The 17697-nt window shown below is 69.3% G+C and carries 16 protein-coding genes; 11 read left to right on the top strand and 5 right to left on the bottom strand.

Going from position 1 to position 17697, the window contains the following annotated elements; all coding sequences use genetic code 11:
* Positions 1 to 7: 7 nt before the first annotated feature.
* On the bottom strand, positions 8 to 1033 hold the full coding sequence (locus N5079_RS13895) for a GDP-mannose 4,6-dehydratase (protein WP_261584079.1): 1026 nt from the start codon (positions 1031 to 1033) through the stop codon (positions 8 to 10).
* Positions 1034 to 1232: 199 nt separating this feature from the next.
* Between N5079_RS13895 and N5079_RS13890 the strand changes: the two genes are divergently transcribed.
* The 3 genes from N5079_RS13890 to N5079_RS13880 all read left to right on the top strand — a co-directional run bounded on the left by N5079_RS13890 (position 1233) and on the right by N5079_RS13880 (position 4584).
* Positions 1233 to 2546, top strand: a complete 1314-nt coding sequence (locus N5079_RS13890) for a glycosyltransferase family 4 protein (RefSeq protein ID WP_261584078.1) — start codon at positions 1233 to 1235, stop codon at positions 2544 to 2546.
* 266 nt (positions 2547 to 2812) lie between these two features.
* Positions 2813 to 3526, top strand: a complete 714-nt coding sequence (locus N5079_RS13885; protein WP_261584077.1) for a class I SAM-dependent methyltransferase — start codon at positions 2813 to 2815, stop codon at positions 3524 to 3526.
* On the top strand, positions 3523 to 4584 hold the full coding sequence (locus tag N5079_RS13880) for a prenyltransferase (protein ID WP_261584076.1): 1062 nt from the start codon (positions 3523 to 3525) through the stop codon (positions 4582 to 4584). The genes N5079_RS13885 and N5079_RS13880 overlap by 4 nt, the downstream gene beginning before the upstream one ends.
* Before the next feature lie 173 nt (positions 4585 to 4757).
* Here N5079_RS13880 and N5079_RS13875 read toward each other — a convergent pair whose 3' ends face one another.
* Positions 4758 to 5387: a class I SAM-dependent methyltransferase gene (locus N5079_RS13875; RefSeq protein WP_261584075.1), complete on the bottom strand. Its 630-nt coding sequence runs from the start codon at positions 5385 to 5387 to the stop codon at positions 4758 to 4760.
* A gap of 147 nt (positions 5388 to 5534) precedes the next feature.
* On the opposite strand from N5079_RS13875, the gene N5079_RS13870 reads away from it, so the two are divergent.
* The 7 genes from N5079_RS13870 (at position 5535) to N5079_RS13840 (ending at position 14037) form a co-directional block, all read left to right on the top strand.
* Entirely contained in the window at positions 5535 to 6026 is a 492-nt protein-coding gene (locus N5079_RS13870) for a pyridoxamine 5'-phosphate oxidase family protein (RefSeq protein WP_261584074.1), read from the top strand.
* A gap of 70 nt (positions 6027 to 6096) precedes the next feature.
* On the top strand, positions 6097 to 6300 hold the full coding sequence (locus tag N5079_RS13865; RefSeq protein ID WP_261584073.1) for a ferredoxin: 204 nt from the start codon (positions 6097 to 6099) through the stop codon (positions 6298 to 6300).
* Positions 6301 to 6348: 48 nt separating this feature from the next.
* Positions 6349 to 7434, top strand: a complete 1086-nt coding sequence (locus N5079_RS13860) for a Zn-dependent alcohol dehydrogenase (protein WP_261584072.1) — start codon at positions 6349 to 6351, stop codon at positions 7432 to 7434.
* A 322-nt stretch (positions 7435 to 7756) separates the two neighbouring features.
* A complete protein-coding gene (locus N5079_RS13855; RefSeq protein WP_261584071.1) occupies positions 7757 to 8269 on the top strand; it encodes an MSMEG_6728 family protein in 513 nt (170 codons plus the stop codon).
* 33 nt (positions 8270 to 8302) lie between these two features.
* Positions 8303 to 9046, top strand: coding sequence for an HAD family hydrolase (locus tag N5079_RS13850; RefSeq protein WP_261584070.1), 744 nt, complete (start codon positions 8303 to 8305; stop codon positions 9044 to 9046).
* Complete coding sequence (locus tag N5079_RS13845; RefSeq protein ID WP_261584069.1) at positions 9043 to 11418, top strand: glycoside hydrolase family 65 protein; 2376 nt, start codon at positions 9043 to 9045, stop codon at positions 11416 to 11418. The genes N5079_RS13850 and N5079_RS13845 overlap by 4 nt, the downstream gene beginning before the upstream one ends.
* 381 nt (positions 11419 to 11799) lie before the next feature.
* A complete protein-coding gene (locus N5079_RS13840; RefSeq protein ID WP_261584068.1) occupies positions 11800 to 14037 on the top strand; it encodes a glycosyl hydrolase family 95 catalytic domain-containing protein in 2238 nt (745 codons plus the stop codon).
* Positions 14038 to 14058: 21 nt separating this feature from the next.
* On the opposite strand, the gene N5079_RS13835 is transcribed toward N5079_RS13840, so the two are convergent.
* Positions 14059 to 14955 (bottom strand): SDR family oxidoreductase, encoded by an 897-nt coding sequence (locus tag N5079_RS13835; protein ID WP_261584067.1) that lies wholly within the window; start codon positions 14953 to 14955, stop codon positions 14059 to 14061.
* Positions 14956 to 15163: 208 nt separating this feature from the next.
* Between N5079_RS13835 and N5079_RS13830 the strand changes: the two genes are divergently transcribed.
* Positions 15164 to 16222 carry a dihydrodipicolinate reductase gene (locus tag N5079_RS13830; RefSeq protein WP_261584066.1) on the top strand — a complete coding sequence of 353 codons (1059 nt, stop codon included), beginning with the start codon at positions 15164 to 15166 and terminating at the stop codon, positions 16220 to 16222.
* Positions 16223 to 16256: 34 nt separating this feature from the next.
* Here N5079_RS13830 and N5079_RS13825 read toward each other — a convergent pair whose 3' ends face one another.
* Together N5079_RS13825 and N5079_RS13820 are read right to left on the bottom strand one after the other, a co-directional pair.
* Positions 16257 to 16838, bottom strand: a complete 582-nt coding sequence (locus N5079_RS13825) for a flavin reductase family protein (protein ID WP_261584065.1) — start codon at positions 16836 to 16838, stop codon at positions 16257 to 16259.
* Positions 16839 to 16986: 148 nt separating this feature from the next.
* Positions 16987 to 17670 (bottom strand): NADPH-dependent FMN reductase, encoded by a 684-nt coding sequence (locus N5079_RS13820; protein ID WP_261584064.1) that lies wholly within the window; start codon positions 17668 to 17670, stop codon positions 16987 to 16989.
* Positions 17671 to 17697: the final 27 nt, after the last annotated feature.

Raw genomic sequence — 17697 nt, 5'->3', positions numbered from 1 at the left:
GGTGGGGTCAGGGCCAGGAGGAGTCCTGGTCGGGGTCTCCCCCGCCGGCGAGGAGGCGCAGGTCGGCCTCCACCATCATGGCGACGAGTTCCTCGAACGACACCGTGGGCTCCCAGCCGAGCTGGGTCCGTGCCTTCTTCGGGTCGGCGCACAGGAGATCGACCTCCGCCGGGCGGTGCAACGCCTGGTCGCAGACGACGTACTGCTCCCAGTCCAGACCCGCCGCACCGAAGGCGGCTTCGGCCAGCTCCCGTACGGACTGCGTCCGGCCTGTGCCGATGACGTAGTCCTCCGGCTCGGCGGCGCGCAGCATGAGGTGCATGGCCCGGACGAAGTCCCCCGCGTAACCCCAGTCCCGGCGGGCCTCCAGATTGCCGAGGCGCAGCTCGGTCGCCATACCGAGCTTGATCCGCGCCACCCCCAGCGTGACCTTGCGGGTGACGAACTCCGCTCCCCGTCGGGGCGACTCGTGGTTGAACAGGATGCCCGACACCGCGTACATCCCGTAGGACTCGCGGTAGTTCTGCGTCAGGAAATGCCCGTACGCCTTGGCCACGCCGTACGGCGAGCGGGGGTGGAAGGGGGTCCGCTCGGTCTGCGGGGTCTCCCTGACCTGGCCGAACATCTCAGAGGACGAAGCCTGATAAAAGCGGATCTGTCCGGACGCCGACCCCCGCGAGGCCGTGATCCCGGAGCACACCCGGATCGCCTCCAGCATGCGGAGCACGCCCATCCCGGTGACCTCGGCCGTCAGCTCGGCCTGCTCCCACGACATCGGGACGAACGAGATGGCGCCCAGGTTGTAGACCTCGTCCGGCTGCACCTTCTCGACGGCCGAGATCAGCGAGCCCTGATCGAGCAGGTCGCCCCGCACGAGCTGGACGTCCTGGAGGAGCTTCCGTACGCGCGGCACCCTCGGGTTGGCCTGGCCGCGGACGAGCCCCCAGACCTCGTAGCCCTCACTGAGCAGATGCTCCGCGAGATAGGAGCCGTCCTGACCGGTGATGCCGGTGAGCAGCGCACGTCTGGCCAACGGGTCCTCCTCGCTGTGCCCAACTTTGGTCTGTGAGAGGCGAATGTACCGCCCTGCTAATGTCCGGGCGCTATCACCCGACCACGCTAGATAGAACGTGTTACACCGAACGGCGTTCAGGTAAGCTAACGTCGCAGTTCCGGCATGGTGCGGGCCAGGCGAGGGACAATTTCACCTTATCTGCCCCCTCTAAGGTCAAATGGTAGGGTTCGGTGGCAGCCCCTCGGGGGGCACAGCTGGAAAGGGGTACCCCTTGGCGGAGAGGCTGCGAGTCGCGCTGCTGTCCTATCGCAGCAAGCCCACCTGCGGCGGCCAGGGGGTGTACTTACGCCACATCAGCCGTGAACTGGTGGCCCTCGGGCACCACGTGGAGGTCTTCTCCGGCCAGCCGTACCCGGAGCTCGACGAGGGCGTCATCCTCAACAAGGTCCCGAGCCTCGACCTCTACAACGACGACGACCCGTTCCGGACGCCCAAGCTGGGCGAATACCGCGACTGGATCGACGCCCTGGAAGTCGCCACGATGTGGACGGCCGGCTTCCCCGAGCCGCTCACCTTCAGCCTGCGGGCCTACCGCGAGCTCAAGAAGCGGCAGGGCGACTTCGACGTCGTCCAGGACAACCAGACCCTCGGCTACGGCGTGCTGGGCATCCAGAAGCTCTTCCCCGTCGTGGGGACCATCCACCACCCGATCAGCGTCGACCGGCGGATCGAGCTGAAGGCCGCCAAGGGCTGGAAGAGGCTCTCCATGCGGCGCTGGTACGGGTTCGTGCGCATGCAGAGCATCGTCGCCCCCCGGCTCAACCCGATCCTCACGGTCAGCGAGTCGTCCCTGGCCGACATCCACCGCGACTTCAACGTCCCCCAGTCGAACATGCGGCTGATCCCGCTCGGCGTCGACACCCGTTTCTTCCACCCGCGCCCCCACCTGCCCAAGCGCGAGGGCTCGATCGTGGCCGTGGCCAGCGCCGACTCCCCCATGAAGGGCGTCGCGACGCTTCTGCGGGCGGTCGCCAAGCTCGCCACCGAACGGGACGTCAACCTGACCGTGGTCAGCAAGCCCACGCCGGGAGGGCCCACCGAGAAGCTTGTCGCGGAGCTCTCACTGCACGACCACGTGAAATTCGTCCACGGCATCTCGGACGAGGAGCTGGCGGAGCTGATCGCCACCTCGGAGGTCTCGGTCGTCCCCTCGCTCTATGAGGGCTTCTCGCTGCCCGCCGTGGAGCACATGGCCTGCGGCACGCCGCTCGTCGCCTCCAGGACGGGCGCCCTGCCGGAGGTGGTCGGCGACGCCGCCCTCCAGGTCGCCCCGGGCGACCCGGAGGAGCTCGCCGCGGTCCTGCGCCGCCTGCTCGACTCCCCCGAGGAGCGCGCGGCGGTCGGCCGCAGGGGCTACGACCGTGTGATGGAGCGCTACGCGTGGCCCGTCGTCGCCCAGCGCACCGTGGGCGCGTACCGCGAGGCCATCGCCGCCCGCACGGCGCCCGCCCGCACGGCCTCCGACCGGTGACCCCGCCCGCCCCGGCCCCGTACGGCTCCAGCACGCTTCCCGCACGGGAACCCACGCCCGTGCGGCTCCCGCACGGCAAACCCGCACGGGAACCCACGCGCGTACGGCTCCCGCACGGCAAACCCGCACGGCCCCCGCAGGATGGCGCGGCCTGGCGACTCCACTCGCCCCGGCCCCGTACGGCTCCCGCACGCTCCCGGCACGGGAACGCACGCGCTTACGGCTTCCGCACGGCAAATCCGCACGATCATGGAAAGGTGGCGTGAGTGCTGACCGTCGACTTCAACCGGCTGCCCGTCGGGCGAGGAGACCGTGTTCTGGACCTCGGCGCCGGTGGTGGCAGGCATGCCTTCGAAGTGCTGCGCCGGGGCGCCGACGTGGTCGCCTTCGACATGGACGCCGCCGAGCTCGAAGGCGTGGCGTCCATGTTCGCGGCCATGGACAAGGAAGGCCAGATCCCTGACGGGGCCTCCGGGGAGACCGTGGTCGGCGACGCGCTCGACATGCCGTTCCCCGACGCCTCCTTCGACCGGGTGATCGCCGCCGAGGTCCTGGAGCACATCCCCGACGACATGGCCGCGATGCGGGAGATCGCCCGAGTACTGAAGCCGGGCGGCCGGGCGGCCATCACGGTCCCGAGCTTCCTGCCCGAGCGCATCTGCTGGGCCCTGTCCGAGGACTACCACACCGCCCCCGGCGGACATATCCGCATCTACACGCTGGCCGAGCTGGAGGCCAAGCTCAAGTCCTCCGGCCTGGAGGTGGGCCCCCATCACCACGCCCACGGCCTGCACTCGCCGTACTGGTGGATCAAGTGCGCGGTCGGCGTCAACAACGACGACCACCCCCTGGCCAAGGCCTATCACGAGCTCCTGGTGTGGGACATCATGAAGCGCCCCGCCGCCACCCGGATCGCGGAAGCCGTACTGAACCCTCTGATCGGGAAGAGTGTGGTGGTCTACGTCCGGAAACCCGCATGACGGGGGTCCCCGCCGTACCGGGGATCATCACCGCCGAGCAGGTGATCCAGACGGCGAGGAGCATCGCGGCGATCCAGGACGCGGAGGGCGGCGTGCCGTGGCCCGAGGGGCACGTGGACGCCTGGAACCACGTCGAGTGCCTCATGGCCATGACCGTGGCCGGGCTCCGTGAAGAGGCGCGCAGAGGCTACGACTGGCTGGTCCGGCACCAGCGGCCGGACGGATCCTGGCCGATGAAGCTCGTGGGCGGCGAGCCCACGGAGACCAACGGCGAGTCGAACCACGCCGCCTACGTCGCCGTCGGGGTCTGGCACGACCTGCTCGTGACGGGTGACGAGGGCTTCGCCCGCGCCATGTGGCCGACGGTGGCCATGGCGCTCGACTTCGTCGTCGGCCTCCAGACGACCCGTGGCGAGATCGCCTGGGAGCGCGACGCCAACGGCCGGCCCGCGGCGTACGCCCTGCTCACCGGGTCGTCGTCGATCTACCAGGGGCTGCGCAGCGGGGTCCTGCTCGCCGAACGGCTGAACGACCCGCAGCCCGACTGGGAGCTCGCCGCCGACCAGCTCGGACACGTCCTGTCGGCCCATCCGGAGGCGTTCGCGGACACGAGCCGCTTCTCGATGGACTGGTACTACCCGATCCTGGGCGGTGCCGTACGCGGCGCGGAGGCGAGCCGGCGGCTCGACCTGGAGTGGGACACCTTCGTCGTGCCCGGCCTCGGGGTCCGCTGTGTGTCGGACCAGCCGTGGGTCACGGGGGCCGAGTCCTGCGAGCTGGTGCTCGCCCTCGACGCGGCCGGAGACCGGGAGCGGGCCCTGGCGGTGTTCGCGGACATGCAGCACCTGCGGCACGAGGACGGCTCCTACTGGACCGGCTGGCAGTTCGTCAACGAGAAGCACTTCCCGCACGAGCGGTCGGGGTACACGGCCGCCGCGGTGATCCTGGCGGCCGACGCCCTGGCCGAGGCCACGCCCGGGTCCGGCATCTTCCGCGAGGCCGGGCGTCAGCAGGTCCGCATCACCGGCGAATGCGGCTGCGAGCGCGCCAGGGCCTGAGTACGGCAAAACCACACGGCCACAGAGCGCCGCACGCCGACGCCTACATGATCACGTACGGCATGACCGCAGGCCATGCGACACTCGACGGAACGCGTGCATGATCACGTACGGCGGAGGCGCAGTTCACACGGCAAACCGCGGAACCCGTGCATGATCACGCGCTAGAGGCGCTAGAGGTGTTCCAGGACGCGGAGGGAGCCTACCGTTCTGTTCTCCTTGAAGGCTCCGGAGGCCAGCGCGCGCTGGTAGACGCGGTAGGGGGCCTGGCCGCCCATGGCCGGGTCGGGGTAGATGTCGTGGAACACCAGCGCTCCCCCTTCCATCACGTGGGGCGCCCATCCCTCGTAGTCCCTGGTCACCGGGTCGTCGGAGTGGCCTCCGTCGATGAAGAGGACGGCGAGCGGGGTGTTCCAGAACCGGGCGACCGTCGCCGAGGCGCCCACGACGGCGATGACCTCGTCCTCCAGCCCGGCGGAGGCGATGGTCTCGCGGAAGAACGGCAGCGAGTCCATCCGGCCGAAGCGCGGGTCCATCAGCTCGGGGTCGTGATGCTCCCAGCCCGGCTGGATCTCCTCTGATCCCCGGTGGTGGTCGACCGTGAACACGACCGAGCCCGACTGCCGAGCGCCCGCCCCGAGATAGATGGCCGACTTGCCGCAGTATGTGCCGATTTCGCAGATGGGGCCGCGAGAGCCGTACTCGCAGGCGACGTCGAACAACGCGAGCCCCTCGTCCGGCGGCATGAAGCCTCTGGCCCGCTCGGCGAAACGACGGAGGTCCGCGGGCATCGTGACGGTCATGATCTCCCTCTGCACCCGAGTACGTACGGCCGGCGGGGGCCGCCCGCCGAGGTCGAACCCTATCCGGGAACGGCTACCGCTCGGCCACCGGAACAAGCTTCCACTCGCCCCTTGTCGGGCCTTATGGAACGTGTTCTACTTTGCAGCGTGAACCAAGCGAACCAGCGCGCCGGCATCACGATGGACGAGGCGGAGATCGCCGGTTTCCTGCGAGACGCCCGCAAGCTCCAGCTCGGCACGATCAATCCCGACGGCACGCCGCACATGGTCACGATGTTCTACGGCCTCCGCGACGGGAAGATCACTTTCTGGACGTACGGCAAGGCCCAGAAGACCCGCAACCTCGGGCGCGACCCACGGGTCACCTGCCTGATCGAAGCGGGGGACGACTACTTCGAGCTGCGCGGTGTCATGATCTACGGCACGGCCCGGCTCATCGACGACCCGTCGGACGTCCTGGGGGTCGGCATGGACGTCACCCGGCGGATGACCGGCATGACGGCACCCGAGGCGGACGTCGAACCGCTCCGGGAGTACGTCGCGCACACCGGCCGCAAGCGGGTCGCCTTCGTCGTCGAGCCGTCCCGCGTCGTCTCCTGGGATCACCGCAAGCTGTCCGGCGCTAACGTGGGGCGATAGCGGTCTTCGCGATCTCACAGGTGGGCACGGGATCGCGGGACGAGCAGCCGTACAAAGGGAGAGCTTGGTTATGAAGGTCAAGGTCGATTACCTGGTCTGTGAGGCCAACGCCGTCTGCATGGGCCTGGCCCCAGAGGTCTTCGAGGTCGACGACGACGACCAGTTGCACGTCCTGATCCCGGAGCCTCCCGCCGAGATGCTGGACCGCGTGCGGCACGCGGTCCGCGCCTGCCCCAAAGCCGCACTCTCACTCGAAGAGTCATCGCCGGAGTAACCGGACAAACACCCACGCTCGAAGACGAGTCACCCCCAGGAGGTCCTTATGCGCGGCGCTCTGTTGCACGCGGTCGGCGACGAAAAGCTCGACATCCGGGACGACTTCACCCTCACGCCCGTCGGCCCGGAGGACGTCCGGGTGCGGATCAAGGCGACGGGGGTCTGCCATTCGGATCTCTCTGTCCTCTCGGGCGTCCTGCCCATGCCGCTGCCGGTCATCCCGGGGCACGAGGGCGCGGGCGAGGTCGTGGAGGTGGGCGAGCACGTTAAGTCGGTCCAGCCCGGCGACCACGTCGTCATCAGCTGGACCCCCGCCTGCGGGGACTGCCCCAACTGCGCCGTCGGTCAGCCGTTCCTCTGCATGACCTACGTCATGAAGAGCTTCATGGAGGCCAGGTTCGTCTACGGCGGCCAGTCGCCGGCCTTCGGCATGGCGGGCTGCGGCACGTGGGCCGAAGAGATCATTGTCCCGTGGCAGGGCGCCATCAAGGTCGACCCCGAGATTCCGTACGAGGCGGCCGCGCTGATCGGATGCGGCATCACCACCGGCGTCGGCGCCGTGATCAACACGGCCAAGGTCCGCCCGGGGACGACCGTGGCCGTCGTCGGCTGCGGCGGGGTCGGCCTGTCGGTCATCCAGGGCGCCCGGGTGTCGGGAGCGACCACGATCCTCGCGATCGACCCGCTGGAGTCGAAGCACGAGCTGGCCAAGAAGGTCGGCGCGACGCACGCCTGCACACCTGACCAGCTCACGGACGCGATCGCGACAATCACCGGCGGCCAGGGCTTCGACTACGGCTTCGAGGTCGTCGGCAAGTCCGCCGCGATCATGACGGCCTGGCAGGCCACCCGGCGCGGCGGCGATGTGATCATCGTCGGCGCGGGGGCGATGGACGACCTGGTCCCGCTCACCGCCTTCAACCTGCTGTTCGAGGGCAAGAACATCCTCAGCTCCCTCTATGGCGGCTCGGATGTGCGCCGGGACTTCCCCTTCTTCGCGAACCTCTACAAGGCCGGCAAGCTCGACCTCGACAGCATGATCAGCTCGCGGATCCGGCTGGCCGACCTCAACGACGCCGTCGCCGCCCTCAGGAGCGGCGAGGTGCTCCGCCAGATCGTCGTCTTCGACTGAACGCCTTCGATCAAAGGTCTTCAACTGAGTGATTTCGGCGCAGCGGGGGCCCCTCCGCCGGGGTGCCCCAGCGCATCCTAAGGTCGCTGGATCTGCTGCTGCTCCACGACCCGGACCACGATCTGCGAACGAGAGGTGTGTCGCTGACCGCAATTGGCACGACTATTGGGCATTTTTGTAGTAGCCGCGTGACGTTTGTCAAGGGCGAGGCGTGAAGGGTGAATCGCCCGGTTTCGGGTGACACCCGTGGCGCACTCCCGGTCGGAGGCGCCCGGTCTGAGCTGGGATATTTCGGAGACGGACGGGTAACCAATCCGAGGAGATGCAGACCTTTCTGCCCTACCCCGGCTTCGCCGCGACCGCACGGGTGCTCGACCCGCTGCGCCTCGGCAAGCAGCGGGTCGAGGCGCTCCAGGTCCTGCGCGCGCTGACGGTGCCCGGGTACGGCTGGCGGCACCATCCCGTGGCCCGCATGTGGACCGGATATGAGGAGGCTCTGGTCCGCTACGGCCTGGAGATCTGCGACGTCTGGCGCGAGATGGGCCGGGCGGACACGTGCGCGGCCACGCTCACGCGCGAACTGCTCGGCAGCGTGGGCATCGCCGTACCGCGATCGCAACGGGCCCTCGGGGACGCCGGCGAGCTCCCGCCGTGGCTCGGCGACCCGGCCCTCCACCTCAGCCACCGGTCGGCCCTGCTCCGCAAGGACCCCGCGTTCTACCGGCCGATCTTCCCCGGCGACCCCGACGATCTTCCGTACGTGTGGCCGTCCTCGGACCGCCCGCCGTCCCGCGCGGCCCCGGAGGGGGAAGCGGGCCGCGGACGGGGTACGTGACCTCCGAGGACTCCTATCAAAGCAGGGATGCGGATGCTGGGGTTGCCCGACGGGGTGCGAGGCTGCCTGTTCGACATGGACGGCGTGCTGACGCGCACGGCCACCGTCCACGCGGCCGCCTGGAAGAAGACGTTCGACCGGTTCCTCCGGGAGCGGGCCGAGCGGACGGGAGAGCCGTTCACGCCGTTCGACCCGGTCGCCGACTACGACCGTTACGTGGACGGCAAGAGGCGGCTCGACGGCACGCGGGATTTCCTGGCCGCCCGCGGGATCAGCCTCCCCGAGGGAACGCCCGGCGACCCGCCCGGCACCCCCACTGTCCATGGGATCAGCAACCGCAAGAACGCGCTCGTGCGGGAGGTCCTGGAGGAGCAGGGCGTGAACCTCTTCGAGGGCTCGGTGAGGTACGTGCGCGCCGCCCGCCAAGCGGGCATGCACCGCGCCGTCGTCTCGTCAAGCGCCAACACCGAGCGGATCCTGGCCGCCGCCGGGATCGCCGACCTCTTCGAGGCGCGGATCGACGGCGCGGTGGCCCAGCGGCGGGGCCTTTCGGGCAAGCCCGCGCCGGACATGTACCTCGCGGGCGCCGACGCGCTCGGCCTCAAGCCCGCCGAGGCGGCGGTGTTCGAGGACGCGCTGGCCGGGGTGCAGGCGGGCCGGGCGGGCGGCTTCGCCTTCGTGGTCGGCGTCGACCGGGCCGGCCAGGCGGACGAGCTGCGCGAACACGGGGCGGACATCGTCGTCACCGACCTCGCCGAACTGCTGGAGCGGCCATGATCCAGCATCCCGCGTTCAAGGTGGAGCCCTGGTCGGTCCGCGAGTGCCGCCTGCACATGGACGTGCTGGCCCAGACCGAGTCGGTGTTCGCGCTGTCCAACGGGCATATCGGCCTGCGTGGCAACCTCGACGAGGGGGAGCCGCACGGCCTCCCCGGCACCTACCTCAACTCCGTCTACGAGCTGCGGCCCCTGCCGTACGCCGAGGCGGGCTACGGGTACCCGGAGTCCGGCCAGACCGTGGTGAACGTCACCAACGGCAAGCTGATCCGGCTGCTCGTCGACGACGAGCCGTTCGACGTGCGGTACGGCACGCTACACGAGCACGAGCGCGTGCTCGACTTCCGCGCCGGCACCCTGACCCGCCGGGTGCACTGGAGCTCCCCCGCCGATGGCGAGGTCAGGATCACCTCCACCCGCCTGGTGTCGTTCACCCACAGGGCCGTCGCCGCCGTCCACTACGAGGTCGAGCCCGTGGGTCAGCCGCTGGGTGTGGTCGTTCAGTCGGAGCTGGTGGCGAACGAGACCCTGCCCGGCATGGAGAACGACCCGCGCGCCGCCGCCGCGCTGCAGGCTCCCCTGGTCCTGGAGGAGAACGCGGCCGCGAAGACCATGGCGGTGATGATCCACACCACCCGCGCCAGCGGGCTCCGGGTCGCCGCCGGTATGCGCCACCACGTCGACGGCCCGGAGGGCACGCGGATCGAGGCCGACGGCTCCGACGACGTCAGCCGCCTCACCGTGGCGACCCGGCTAAGCCCCGGTCAACGGCTCCGCATAGTGAAGCTGTTCGCCTACGGCTGGTCGGCCAAGCGTTCCCGGCCCGCCATGCACGACCAGGTCGTCGCCGCCCTCGCGGCCGCCAGGCTGGCCGGATGGGAGGGCCTCGTGCGCGAGCAGCGGGCGTTCCTCGACGACTACTGGGCCGGCGCGGACGTCGAGGTCGAGGGCGACGCGGAGGTGCAGCAGGCCGTCCGGTTCGGGCTGTTCCACCTGCTGCAGGCGGGCGCCCGGCTGGAACGGCGGCCCATCCCGGGCAAGGGGCTGACCGGCTCGGGCTACGACGGCCACGCCTTCTGGGACACGGAGAGTTTCGTCCTCCCGGTTCTCACCTACACCTATCCGCGGGCGGCGGCGGACGCGCTGCGCTGGCGGCAGTCGATCCTGCCGAAGGCCGAGGACCGCGCCGAACAGCTGGGGCTCCACGGCACGGCCTTCCCCTGGCGGACCATCAACGGCGAGGAGTGCTCGGGATACTGGCCGGCCGGCACCGCGGCGTTCCACATCAACGCGGACATCGCCGACGCGGTCACGCGGTACGTCGACGCCACCGAGGACACCGCCTTCGAGCGGGACACCGGCGTGCCGCTGCTGGTCGGTACGGCCAGGCTCTGGTGCGCCCTCGGCCACCACGACGTCGACGGGCGGTATCGCATCGACGGGGTCACCGGCCCCGACGAGTACAGCGCGATCGCGGACAACAACGTCTACACCAACCTGATGGCCCAGCAGAACCTCCGCGCCGCGGCCGACGCCGCCACCCGTCACACCGACCACGCTCAGCAGCTCGGGGTCGGCCTGGAGGAAATCGCGATGTGGCGGGACGCCGCCTCCGCGATGTTCGTGCCCTATGACGAGCGGCTCGGCGTCCACGCGCAGAGCGAGGGCTTCACCGAACACGCGGTGTGGGACTTCGCCGCCACCAAGCCCGAGCAGTATCCGCTGCTGCTGCACGTGCCCTACTTCGACCTCTACCGCAAGCAGGTCGTCAAGCAGGCCGACCTCGTGCTCGCCATGCACTTGCGCGGCGACGCGTTCACCGCCGAGGAGAAGGCCCGCAACTTCGCCTACTACGAGGCTCTCACCGTCCGGGACTCGTCGCTGTCCGCCTGCACCCAGGCGGTGCTCGCCGCCGAGGTCGGTCAGCTCGACCTCGCCTACGACTACCTGGGCGAGGCGGCGCTGATGGACCTGCGCGACCTGGAGAACAACACCCGCGACGGGGTGCACATGGCCTCGCTCGCCGGGGCCTGGACGGCGCTCGTCGCCGGCTTCGGCGGGATGCGCGCCCGCCAGGGGCGGATTCGGTTCGCCCCCCGGCTGCCGTCCGGCATCACGCGGCTCGCCTTCCGGCTGCGTTATCGAGGACGCCTCCTGCGGGTGGACATCACCGCGGGCCAGACGAGCTACCGGCTCCTGGACGGCCCGCCGCTCACGCTGGAGCACCACGGCGACGAGTTCACCGTGGGCGACCACGCGGTGACCCGCCCCACCCCCATCACGCCCGACCCCACCGAACGGCTCCGCCAGCCTCCCGGCCGCGAGCCCATCCCCCGCCACACCCGCCTCTCCGCCCCTGACCTGGGCCCGTGAGGGCCATCCCCGGCTTGGTCCACGCCGGCCGTACAGCTAGAGAGCCGGTCAGGTAACCGAATTTCGCCGTGATCATGCAAGGTCTCCGCCGAACGGCTTCGCTCCCCTGTGTTCTCCGCAGCGTGAGTCAAGGGGCGAGACAGGACTTGACAGACATGGTCGGCTGACTAGATCTTCTTAATCATCAGATGAATTGACTCGCTAGCACCACCATTCGGGCAGAAGTGCCGAGAAATCGTGGCCGCTGACGCAGATTCATCGGATGTCTTTGTTGCTTCGCTGCGTCCGTCACCGTGGACCGCCTTCAAGGAGGTTTCTCTTCTGACCCTGACCCCTCTCACCAACTACACCTTCTCGCGCTCCCTCGGAAGGATCCGCCCGATGACCGAAATCTCACGCCGCGCCTTCGTCCTCGGCGCGGGAGCCTCCGCCGTGGTCATGACCTCCCCCGCCGCGTGGGCCGCGGCCGTGCCGGAGGGAAGGGACGTGCACGGGGAGGTCCTGCGTGACGCCACCATGGTCTGGAAGCGGCTGCCGAGTGGCTGGCAGAACGGGCCGTTCCTAGGCAACGGGTTTCTCGGAGTGCACGTCTACAACAAGGGTGGCGAGGGGAACGTTCTGCGGTTCATGCTGAACCACTCCCTCGTGCAGGATCAGCGTGGGCAGTGGGAGGCGGCGATCGGGTACTCAAGGCTGCCCATCGGCTACCTGACGCTGACCTTCGCCGGTACGGTCACGGCGGTGGACTGGCGGCTGGACCTGGAGAGGGCCGAACTGACCGGGACCGTGACGACCACCTTGGGCAGCGTCCGGCTCAGCGCGCTCGTGCTCAGCCATCGCGGCGTGCTGCTGGTGTCCACGACGCCGAGCCCTGGAGAGGAGTCGGTGGTGTGGGGGTTCACGCCGCTGCCGTCATACACGACCAGGACGATCCGGCGTCCGCCCGAATACAGCGGCAATCCCGAGCCGGTGGTCGCCGACGGGTACGTCGAGCAGCCCATGCACGCCGGAGGCGGGTACACCACGGCCTGGCGTGAGGTCAGGAACGGGACCGAGCGAGTGCTCGCGGCAACCATCGTTTACGGGTACCCGGATTCGACGGGGGTCGAGGAGGCGGTGCGGAACGTACGCCACGTGCTCGACGGGAACCCGGAGGCGCACGTCCTGGTCCATCGGCGGTGGTGGCAGCGGTTCTACCGGCGCAGCCTGGTGTCGATTCCGGACAAGCTCCTGCAGCGGTTCTACTGGATCCAGCTCTACAAGATAGCCTCGGCCACCAGAGCAAACGCGCCTGTGGTGACCGAGTGGGGCCCGTGGTTCCCCGAGGCGGGAAACAGCTGGACCAACATCTGGTGGAATCTCAACGTCCAAGTCTCCTATCCGCTGATCAACGGCTCGAATCACCCGGAATTGGATGCCATAACTACGACTTTCCGGAAATATCGTGAAAATCTGGAGCTTAACGTAAATCCGGATTATCGCGATGGGAAGTCATACGCGCTGTGCCATCCGGGCGACCACATGCTCAGACCGGGGCCGCGATACGTCGGCGTGCCAGGCGTGAGCCCGAACGACCACACGGGCAACCTTACCTGGGGCATGCACAACGTCTGGCTCGCGTACCGCCACAGCATGGACGACCGCGTGCTGCGCGAGGTCCTCCACCCCATCCTCACCGGTGCGATCAACTACTACGCCCGCTTTCTCGTAGAAGGCTCGGACGGCAGGCTGCACCTGCCCGAGACCCGCTCCCCCGAGTACGCGAACGCCTCCGACGCCACCTACGACCTCTCGCTCATCCGCTGGGGCTGCCGCACCCTCCTCGACAGCGCCGACCGGCTACGCCTGGACGACCCGCTCAGGCCCCGGTGGCAGGAGATCCTCACGCGGCTGGTGCCGTACCACGCGGGCGAGCAAGGAGTAATGATCGGGGCGAACGTGCCGTTAGCGGAGTCGCACCGGCACTACTCGCACCTGCTCTGGCTGTATCCGCTGCAGGAGTCGCTCGACAGGCGCAGCTTTGAGCACTGGGCAAGCATGCGGGAGCGGTGGCACGGCTACAGCTTCGCAGCGGCCTCCTCGATGGAGACGCTGTTCGGCAATCCGGAGGAGGCGCTCTCGTACCTGCGCTTCTTCATCGACGGCAACGTCGTGGACAACTGCGCCATCACCCCCAACACCATGTACAGAGAAGGCGGCAACCTCGCCATCGAGAGCCCGCTGGCCGCTGCCCAGTCAGTGCTCGACATGCTGATACAGAGCCACGGAGGGGTGGTCACGGTGTTCCCCGCCGTCTCCGCGACCTGGGCCGACGTCTCAATCGAACGACTGCGCACGCAGGGCGCGTTCTTGGTGGACGCCTGGCGCAGCGACAGTCGTACCGAATGGATCAGGATCCGCAGCGAGGCGGGTGAGCCGCTGCGGATCCGGCACGGCGTCGAGGGCCCGATCGAAGTCCGCGATGAGTACGGCAAATCCCTGCCATATCGGGGAACGGAAACGATCGAGATTCCGCTGCGCAGAGGCGAGACGGCACTGATCACTCGGCAAGGTCAGCGTCCATCACGGCCACAAGACGTCCCGGCCAATGGCAGCTCCCCCGCGTGGGGGTTGCCGTAGGAGCAGGCGCAGGTAGCCGCCCTACAGCATGGCCTGCATGGACGCGGCGGCCTGCTGGCCCAGCGTGGTCGGCTGGATATAGGGCTGCTCGGCCATGATGGCATCCCAGTTGTCGCGGATGGCCTCGATGGTGAGGTCGTCCGTACGCCAGCCGGGCCCCTCGGCGACGAACACGCGGGCGACCCGGCCGGCGCCGACCGAGAACACCTCGCCCGTGGTCTCGCAGCTCTCGTGGGCGAGATAGGCGACGAGCGGGCTGACCCGCTCCGGGGTGAACCTGGCCTCGAACTCGGCCGGGAGGAGTTCCTCCGTCATGCGCGTCCAGGCGACCGGAGCGATCGCGTTGGCCTTGATGTTGGCCCTGGCGCCCTCGATGCCGAGTGTCTTGGTCAGGCCGACCAGGCCCATCTTGGCCGTGGAGTAGTTGGCCTGGCCGAAGTTGCCGAACAGCCCGGCCGGCGAGGAGGTGTTCACGATCCGGCCGTAGGCCTGCTCCTTCATGTGCGAGAACGCCGCCCGGCTCACCAGGAAGGAGCCGCGCACGTGTACGGCCAGCACGGCGTCGAACTCCTCGACGCTCATCTTGCCGAACGACCTGTCCCTGAGGATCCCGGCGTTGTTGACGACGATGTCGATCCGGCCGAAGGTGTCGAGCGCCGCCTGCACGATGGCCTGGGCGCCCTCCGGCGTGGACACGTTGTCGGCGTTGGCGAGCGCCTCTCCCCCGTTCTTGGTGATCAGCTCGACGACCTCGGCCGCCGGTCCGGTCGACGCGCCGGAGCCGTCGAGGGCGCCGCCGAGGTCGTTCACGACCACCTTGGCTCCCCGCTCGGCGAGCAGGAGCGCGTGCGAGCGGCCGAGTCCATGTCCCGCGCCGGTGACGACCGCGACCTTGCCGTCGAACCTGAGATCCTGCATGGCCTCCACCCTTCGAGGAGAACAACATTCTAGTTGCCCAAACAATAGCTTGCCGATCGCGACAAGGCAGTAGTCGGCAACACACCACCGCGGATAGTGATCAATCCTGTGAAAATCTGCTATAGTTCTGGGCCCCGACGGGCGTGGGTCAACGACGACACCCTCCCAGCACGGCCCCCGCCCAGAGCGACCTGGCTGGAGGCCACGCATGCCCTCATCTCAGCCCCTGCGCGTGGTCCAGTGGGCCACGGGCGCAGTCGGGGGATACGCGTTGCGCAGCGTGATCACACGTAAGGAGTTCGATCTCGCGGGTGTGCTCGTCTACGACCCCGACAAGGTGGGGCGAGACGCCGGAGAGCTGGTCGGCCTGAGCCCCGCCGGCGTGACCTGCACCGACGACGTCGAGCAGATCTTCGCGCTGGAGGCGGACTGCGTGCTCCACATGCCGCTGCCCGCGTCCTACTTCGGCGGCGACCACGCGACCGACATCGAGACCATCTGCGCTCTGCTGTCCTCGGGCAAGAACGTCATCACCACCACCGGCTTCGTCTATCCCCAGGCGTACGGCCCCGGCGTCGTCGAGCGCCTGGAGGCGGCCTGCGCCCGTGGCGGGACCTCGCTGCACGGAACCGGCATCAACCCCGGGTTCATGAGCGACCTGCTGCCGCTCGCGCTGACCGGGTTGTCGGCCCGGCTCGACCACATCTACGTCCGGGAGTCGTCGGACTATCGCGGTCATCCGTCCCGGCAGATCGTCACCGACCTGATCGGCTTCTCCCGGGCGCCGAAGGACTACGCCGGAGCCGTACGGCCCTTCCGCGCCTTCCAGCGGTCACTCTTCGCCGAGAGCGTCCAACTCGTGGCCACCGCACTCGGGGTGGAGCTCGACGAGATCGAGGAGACCGACGAATACGAGCTGGCCGCCGAGGAGTTCGAGATCGCGGCGGGCGTGGTACTGCCCGGCACGGTGTGCGCCTCCCGTTGGATGTTCACCGGTCTCGTGCGCAGCAGGCCGTTCATGACGGTCGAATGCATCTACAAGGCCGACGCCGAGAGGGTCGCCCGATGGGCGGACCCGGGGTTCGCGATCCACATCGAGGGACAGCCGACCATGGCCATCACGATCGACGAGGTCACCCACGGCCTGGCCGGGGCCGCCGCGCACGCGGTCAACTCGATCGCCTCCGTGTGCGCGGCCCCGCCCGGCATCCGCACGTTCCTCGACCTCCCCCTCGCGACCGGCCGCGGCGCCGTCCGCCTGGCCTGACCTCCGACCCCGTGACCGGCCGGCGGGGCGAGGGTCAGTACGGCAGGAAGCGGCCGAACCTGCCTTGGTGATAGAGGAGAGGGCGGCCCGGCGTGCCAACGTTCGTCGAGGTCACCAGGCCGACCACGAGGATGTGGTCGCCCACCTCGACCGTGTGGTGGGGGCGGCAGACCAGGTGGGCGGACACGTCCTCGAGCAGCGGCACGTCCTCCGGCCCCGGAGTCCACCGGGTGGGGTGGGCGAACCGGTCGACGCTCCTGTTCGCGAACCTCGCGGCGAGATCGGCCTGATCGCTGGCGAGCACGTTCACCGCGAAGTGCTCGGCCCGCCGCAGCCACGGCCAGGTCGTGGAGGACTGCGCCACATAGAACGACACCAGCGGCGGCGCCAGGCTGACCGACGAGAACGACGTGGCGGTCAGCCCAACCGGCACGCCCTCCGGCCGTGCGGTCACCACGACGACTCCCGCCGCGTGTACGGCGAGCGCCCGGCGGAACTCGTCGCCGTCGACGTGCTCGGCGTCATGGGGGGATACGAGGCGGAGCCGCGCCGGGGCCGGGTCCTCCGACGTCGACGGGGCCGGATTCTCCGGGGGAGAGCCGTAGAGGGCTGTCATTTCCGTTCCTCCCAATGCGACGTCATACGATCTAACGCTTCAGGGCCCGAGGTCTTCCCAGACACCTCACGACCCGGCGTCTTCCCAGGCCACACCGCACGAGCCGACGTCTCCCCGGGCCGCGACGCCCGGTGTGGTCCTCTGGCCGTCATGCGGGCACCTCCTGACGGAACGACAGCTGGCGGGCCACCACGCCGGCCCACTTCTCCAGCACATCATCCAGATCGGGAATTTGGGACTCCAGAATTGCGAGCCCTGGGGTCGGCACGAACGCGCCGAGCTCGACCAGGAGGGGCCGCAGGTGCACCTCCACGGCGAGCGCGTGCTTGGCGTCGCCCATGACCAGCAGCGGCAGCGCCGCCTTTCCCGCCAGCGCCTGATGCGGCAGTTTGTCGAGGAACGCCTTGAGCAGCCCGGTGTAGGTGCCCTTGTAGGTCGGGCTGGCGACCACCAGGACGTCCGCGTCGCGGACCAGTTCCAGCGCGACCTCCACACCCGGCGACGGCTCGGGGGCGAACAGGTGCGGCGCGAGCCCGGCGAGGTCCACCGTGTCGATCAGCTCCGCGCCGACCGGCACCGGGTCAAACCGCTCCATACCGACTGGCTCCGTGACGACCAACTCCGTGCCGAGCAGCCCCGCGAGGGCGGCCGGCACGTTGAGCTCCGCTCCGGGCGATGTCGCCGATCCGGCGGCGGGGCCGTTCGGCGGGGAGCCGCCGTTCGCCACCGGGCCGGGACCGAGCCGCCTCGCCAGCGCTTCGGCCGCGCGGACGGCCACGGCCAGCGTGCGGGATCCGTCCCTCGGGTTCCCCACCAGCGTCACGATGCTCATCACGTTCTCCTTACTTGAGCCGGGGCT

It is taken from the genome of Planotetraspora sp. A-T 1434 (genome assembly GCF_025420585.1).
Lineage (GTDB): Bacteria > Actinomycetota > Actinomycetes > Streptosporangiales > Streptosporangiaceae > JAOEGB01.
Note: the sequence above shows the minus strand (reverse complement) of the source record. Positions and strands in the feature narration are given on the sequence as shown.

Coding starts and splice junctions, on each gene's coding strand:
- N5079_RS13890 (WP_261584078.1), top strand. CDS start 1,233: ATGGTAGGGTTCGGTGGCAGCCCCTCGGGGGGCACAGCTGGAAAGGGG.
- N5079_RS13880 (WP_261584076.1), top strand. CDS start 3,523: ATGACGGGGGTCCCCGCCGTACCGGGGATCATCACCGCCGAGCAGGTG.
- N5079_RS13875 (WP_261584075.1), bottom strand. CDS start 5,387: ATGACCGTCACGATGCCCGCGGACCTCCGTCGTTTCGCCGAGCGGGCC.
- N5079_RS13865 (WP_261584073.1), top strand. CDS start 6,097: ATGAAGGTCAAGGTCGATTACCTGGTCTGTGAGGCCAACGCCGTCTGC.
- N5079_RS13860 (WP_261584072.1), top strand. CDS start 6,349: ATGCGCGGCGCTCTGTTGCACGCGGTCGGCGACGAAAAGCTCGACATC.
- N5079_RS13855 (WP_261584071.1), top strand. CDS start 7,757: ATGCAGACCTTTCTGCCCTACCCCGGCTTCGCCGCGACCGCACGGGTG.
- N5079_RS13850 (WP_261584070.1), top strand. CDS start 8,303: ATGCTGGGGTTGCCCGACGGGGTGCGAGGCTGCCTGTTCGACATGGAC.
- N5079_RS13845 (WP_261584069.1), top strand. CDS start 9,043: ATGATCCAGCATCCCGCGTTCAAGGTGGAGCCCTGGTCGGTCCGCGAG.
- N5079_RS13840 (WP_261584068.1), top strand. CDS start 11,800: ATGACCGAAATCTCACGCCGCGCCTTCGTCCTCGGCGCGGGAGCCTCC.
- N5079_RS13835 (WP_261584067.1), bottom strand. CDS start 14,955: ATGCAGGATCTCAGGTTCGACGGCAAGGTCGCGGTCGTCACCGGCGCG.
- N5079_RS13830 (WP_261584066.1), top strand. CDS start 15,164: ATGCCCTCATCTCAGCCCCTGCGCGTGGTCCAGTGGGCCACGGGCGCA.
- N5079_RS13825 (WP_261584065.1), bottom strand. CDS start 16,838: ATGACAGCCCTCTACGGCTCTCCCCCGGAGAATCCGGCCCCGTCGACG.
- N5079_RS13820 (WP_261584064.1), bottom strand. CDS start 17,670: ATGAGCATCGTGACGCTGGTGGGGAACCCGAGGGACGGATCCCGCACG.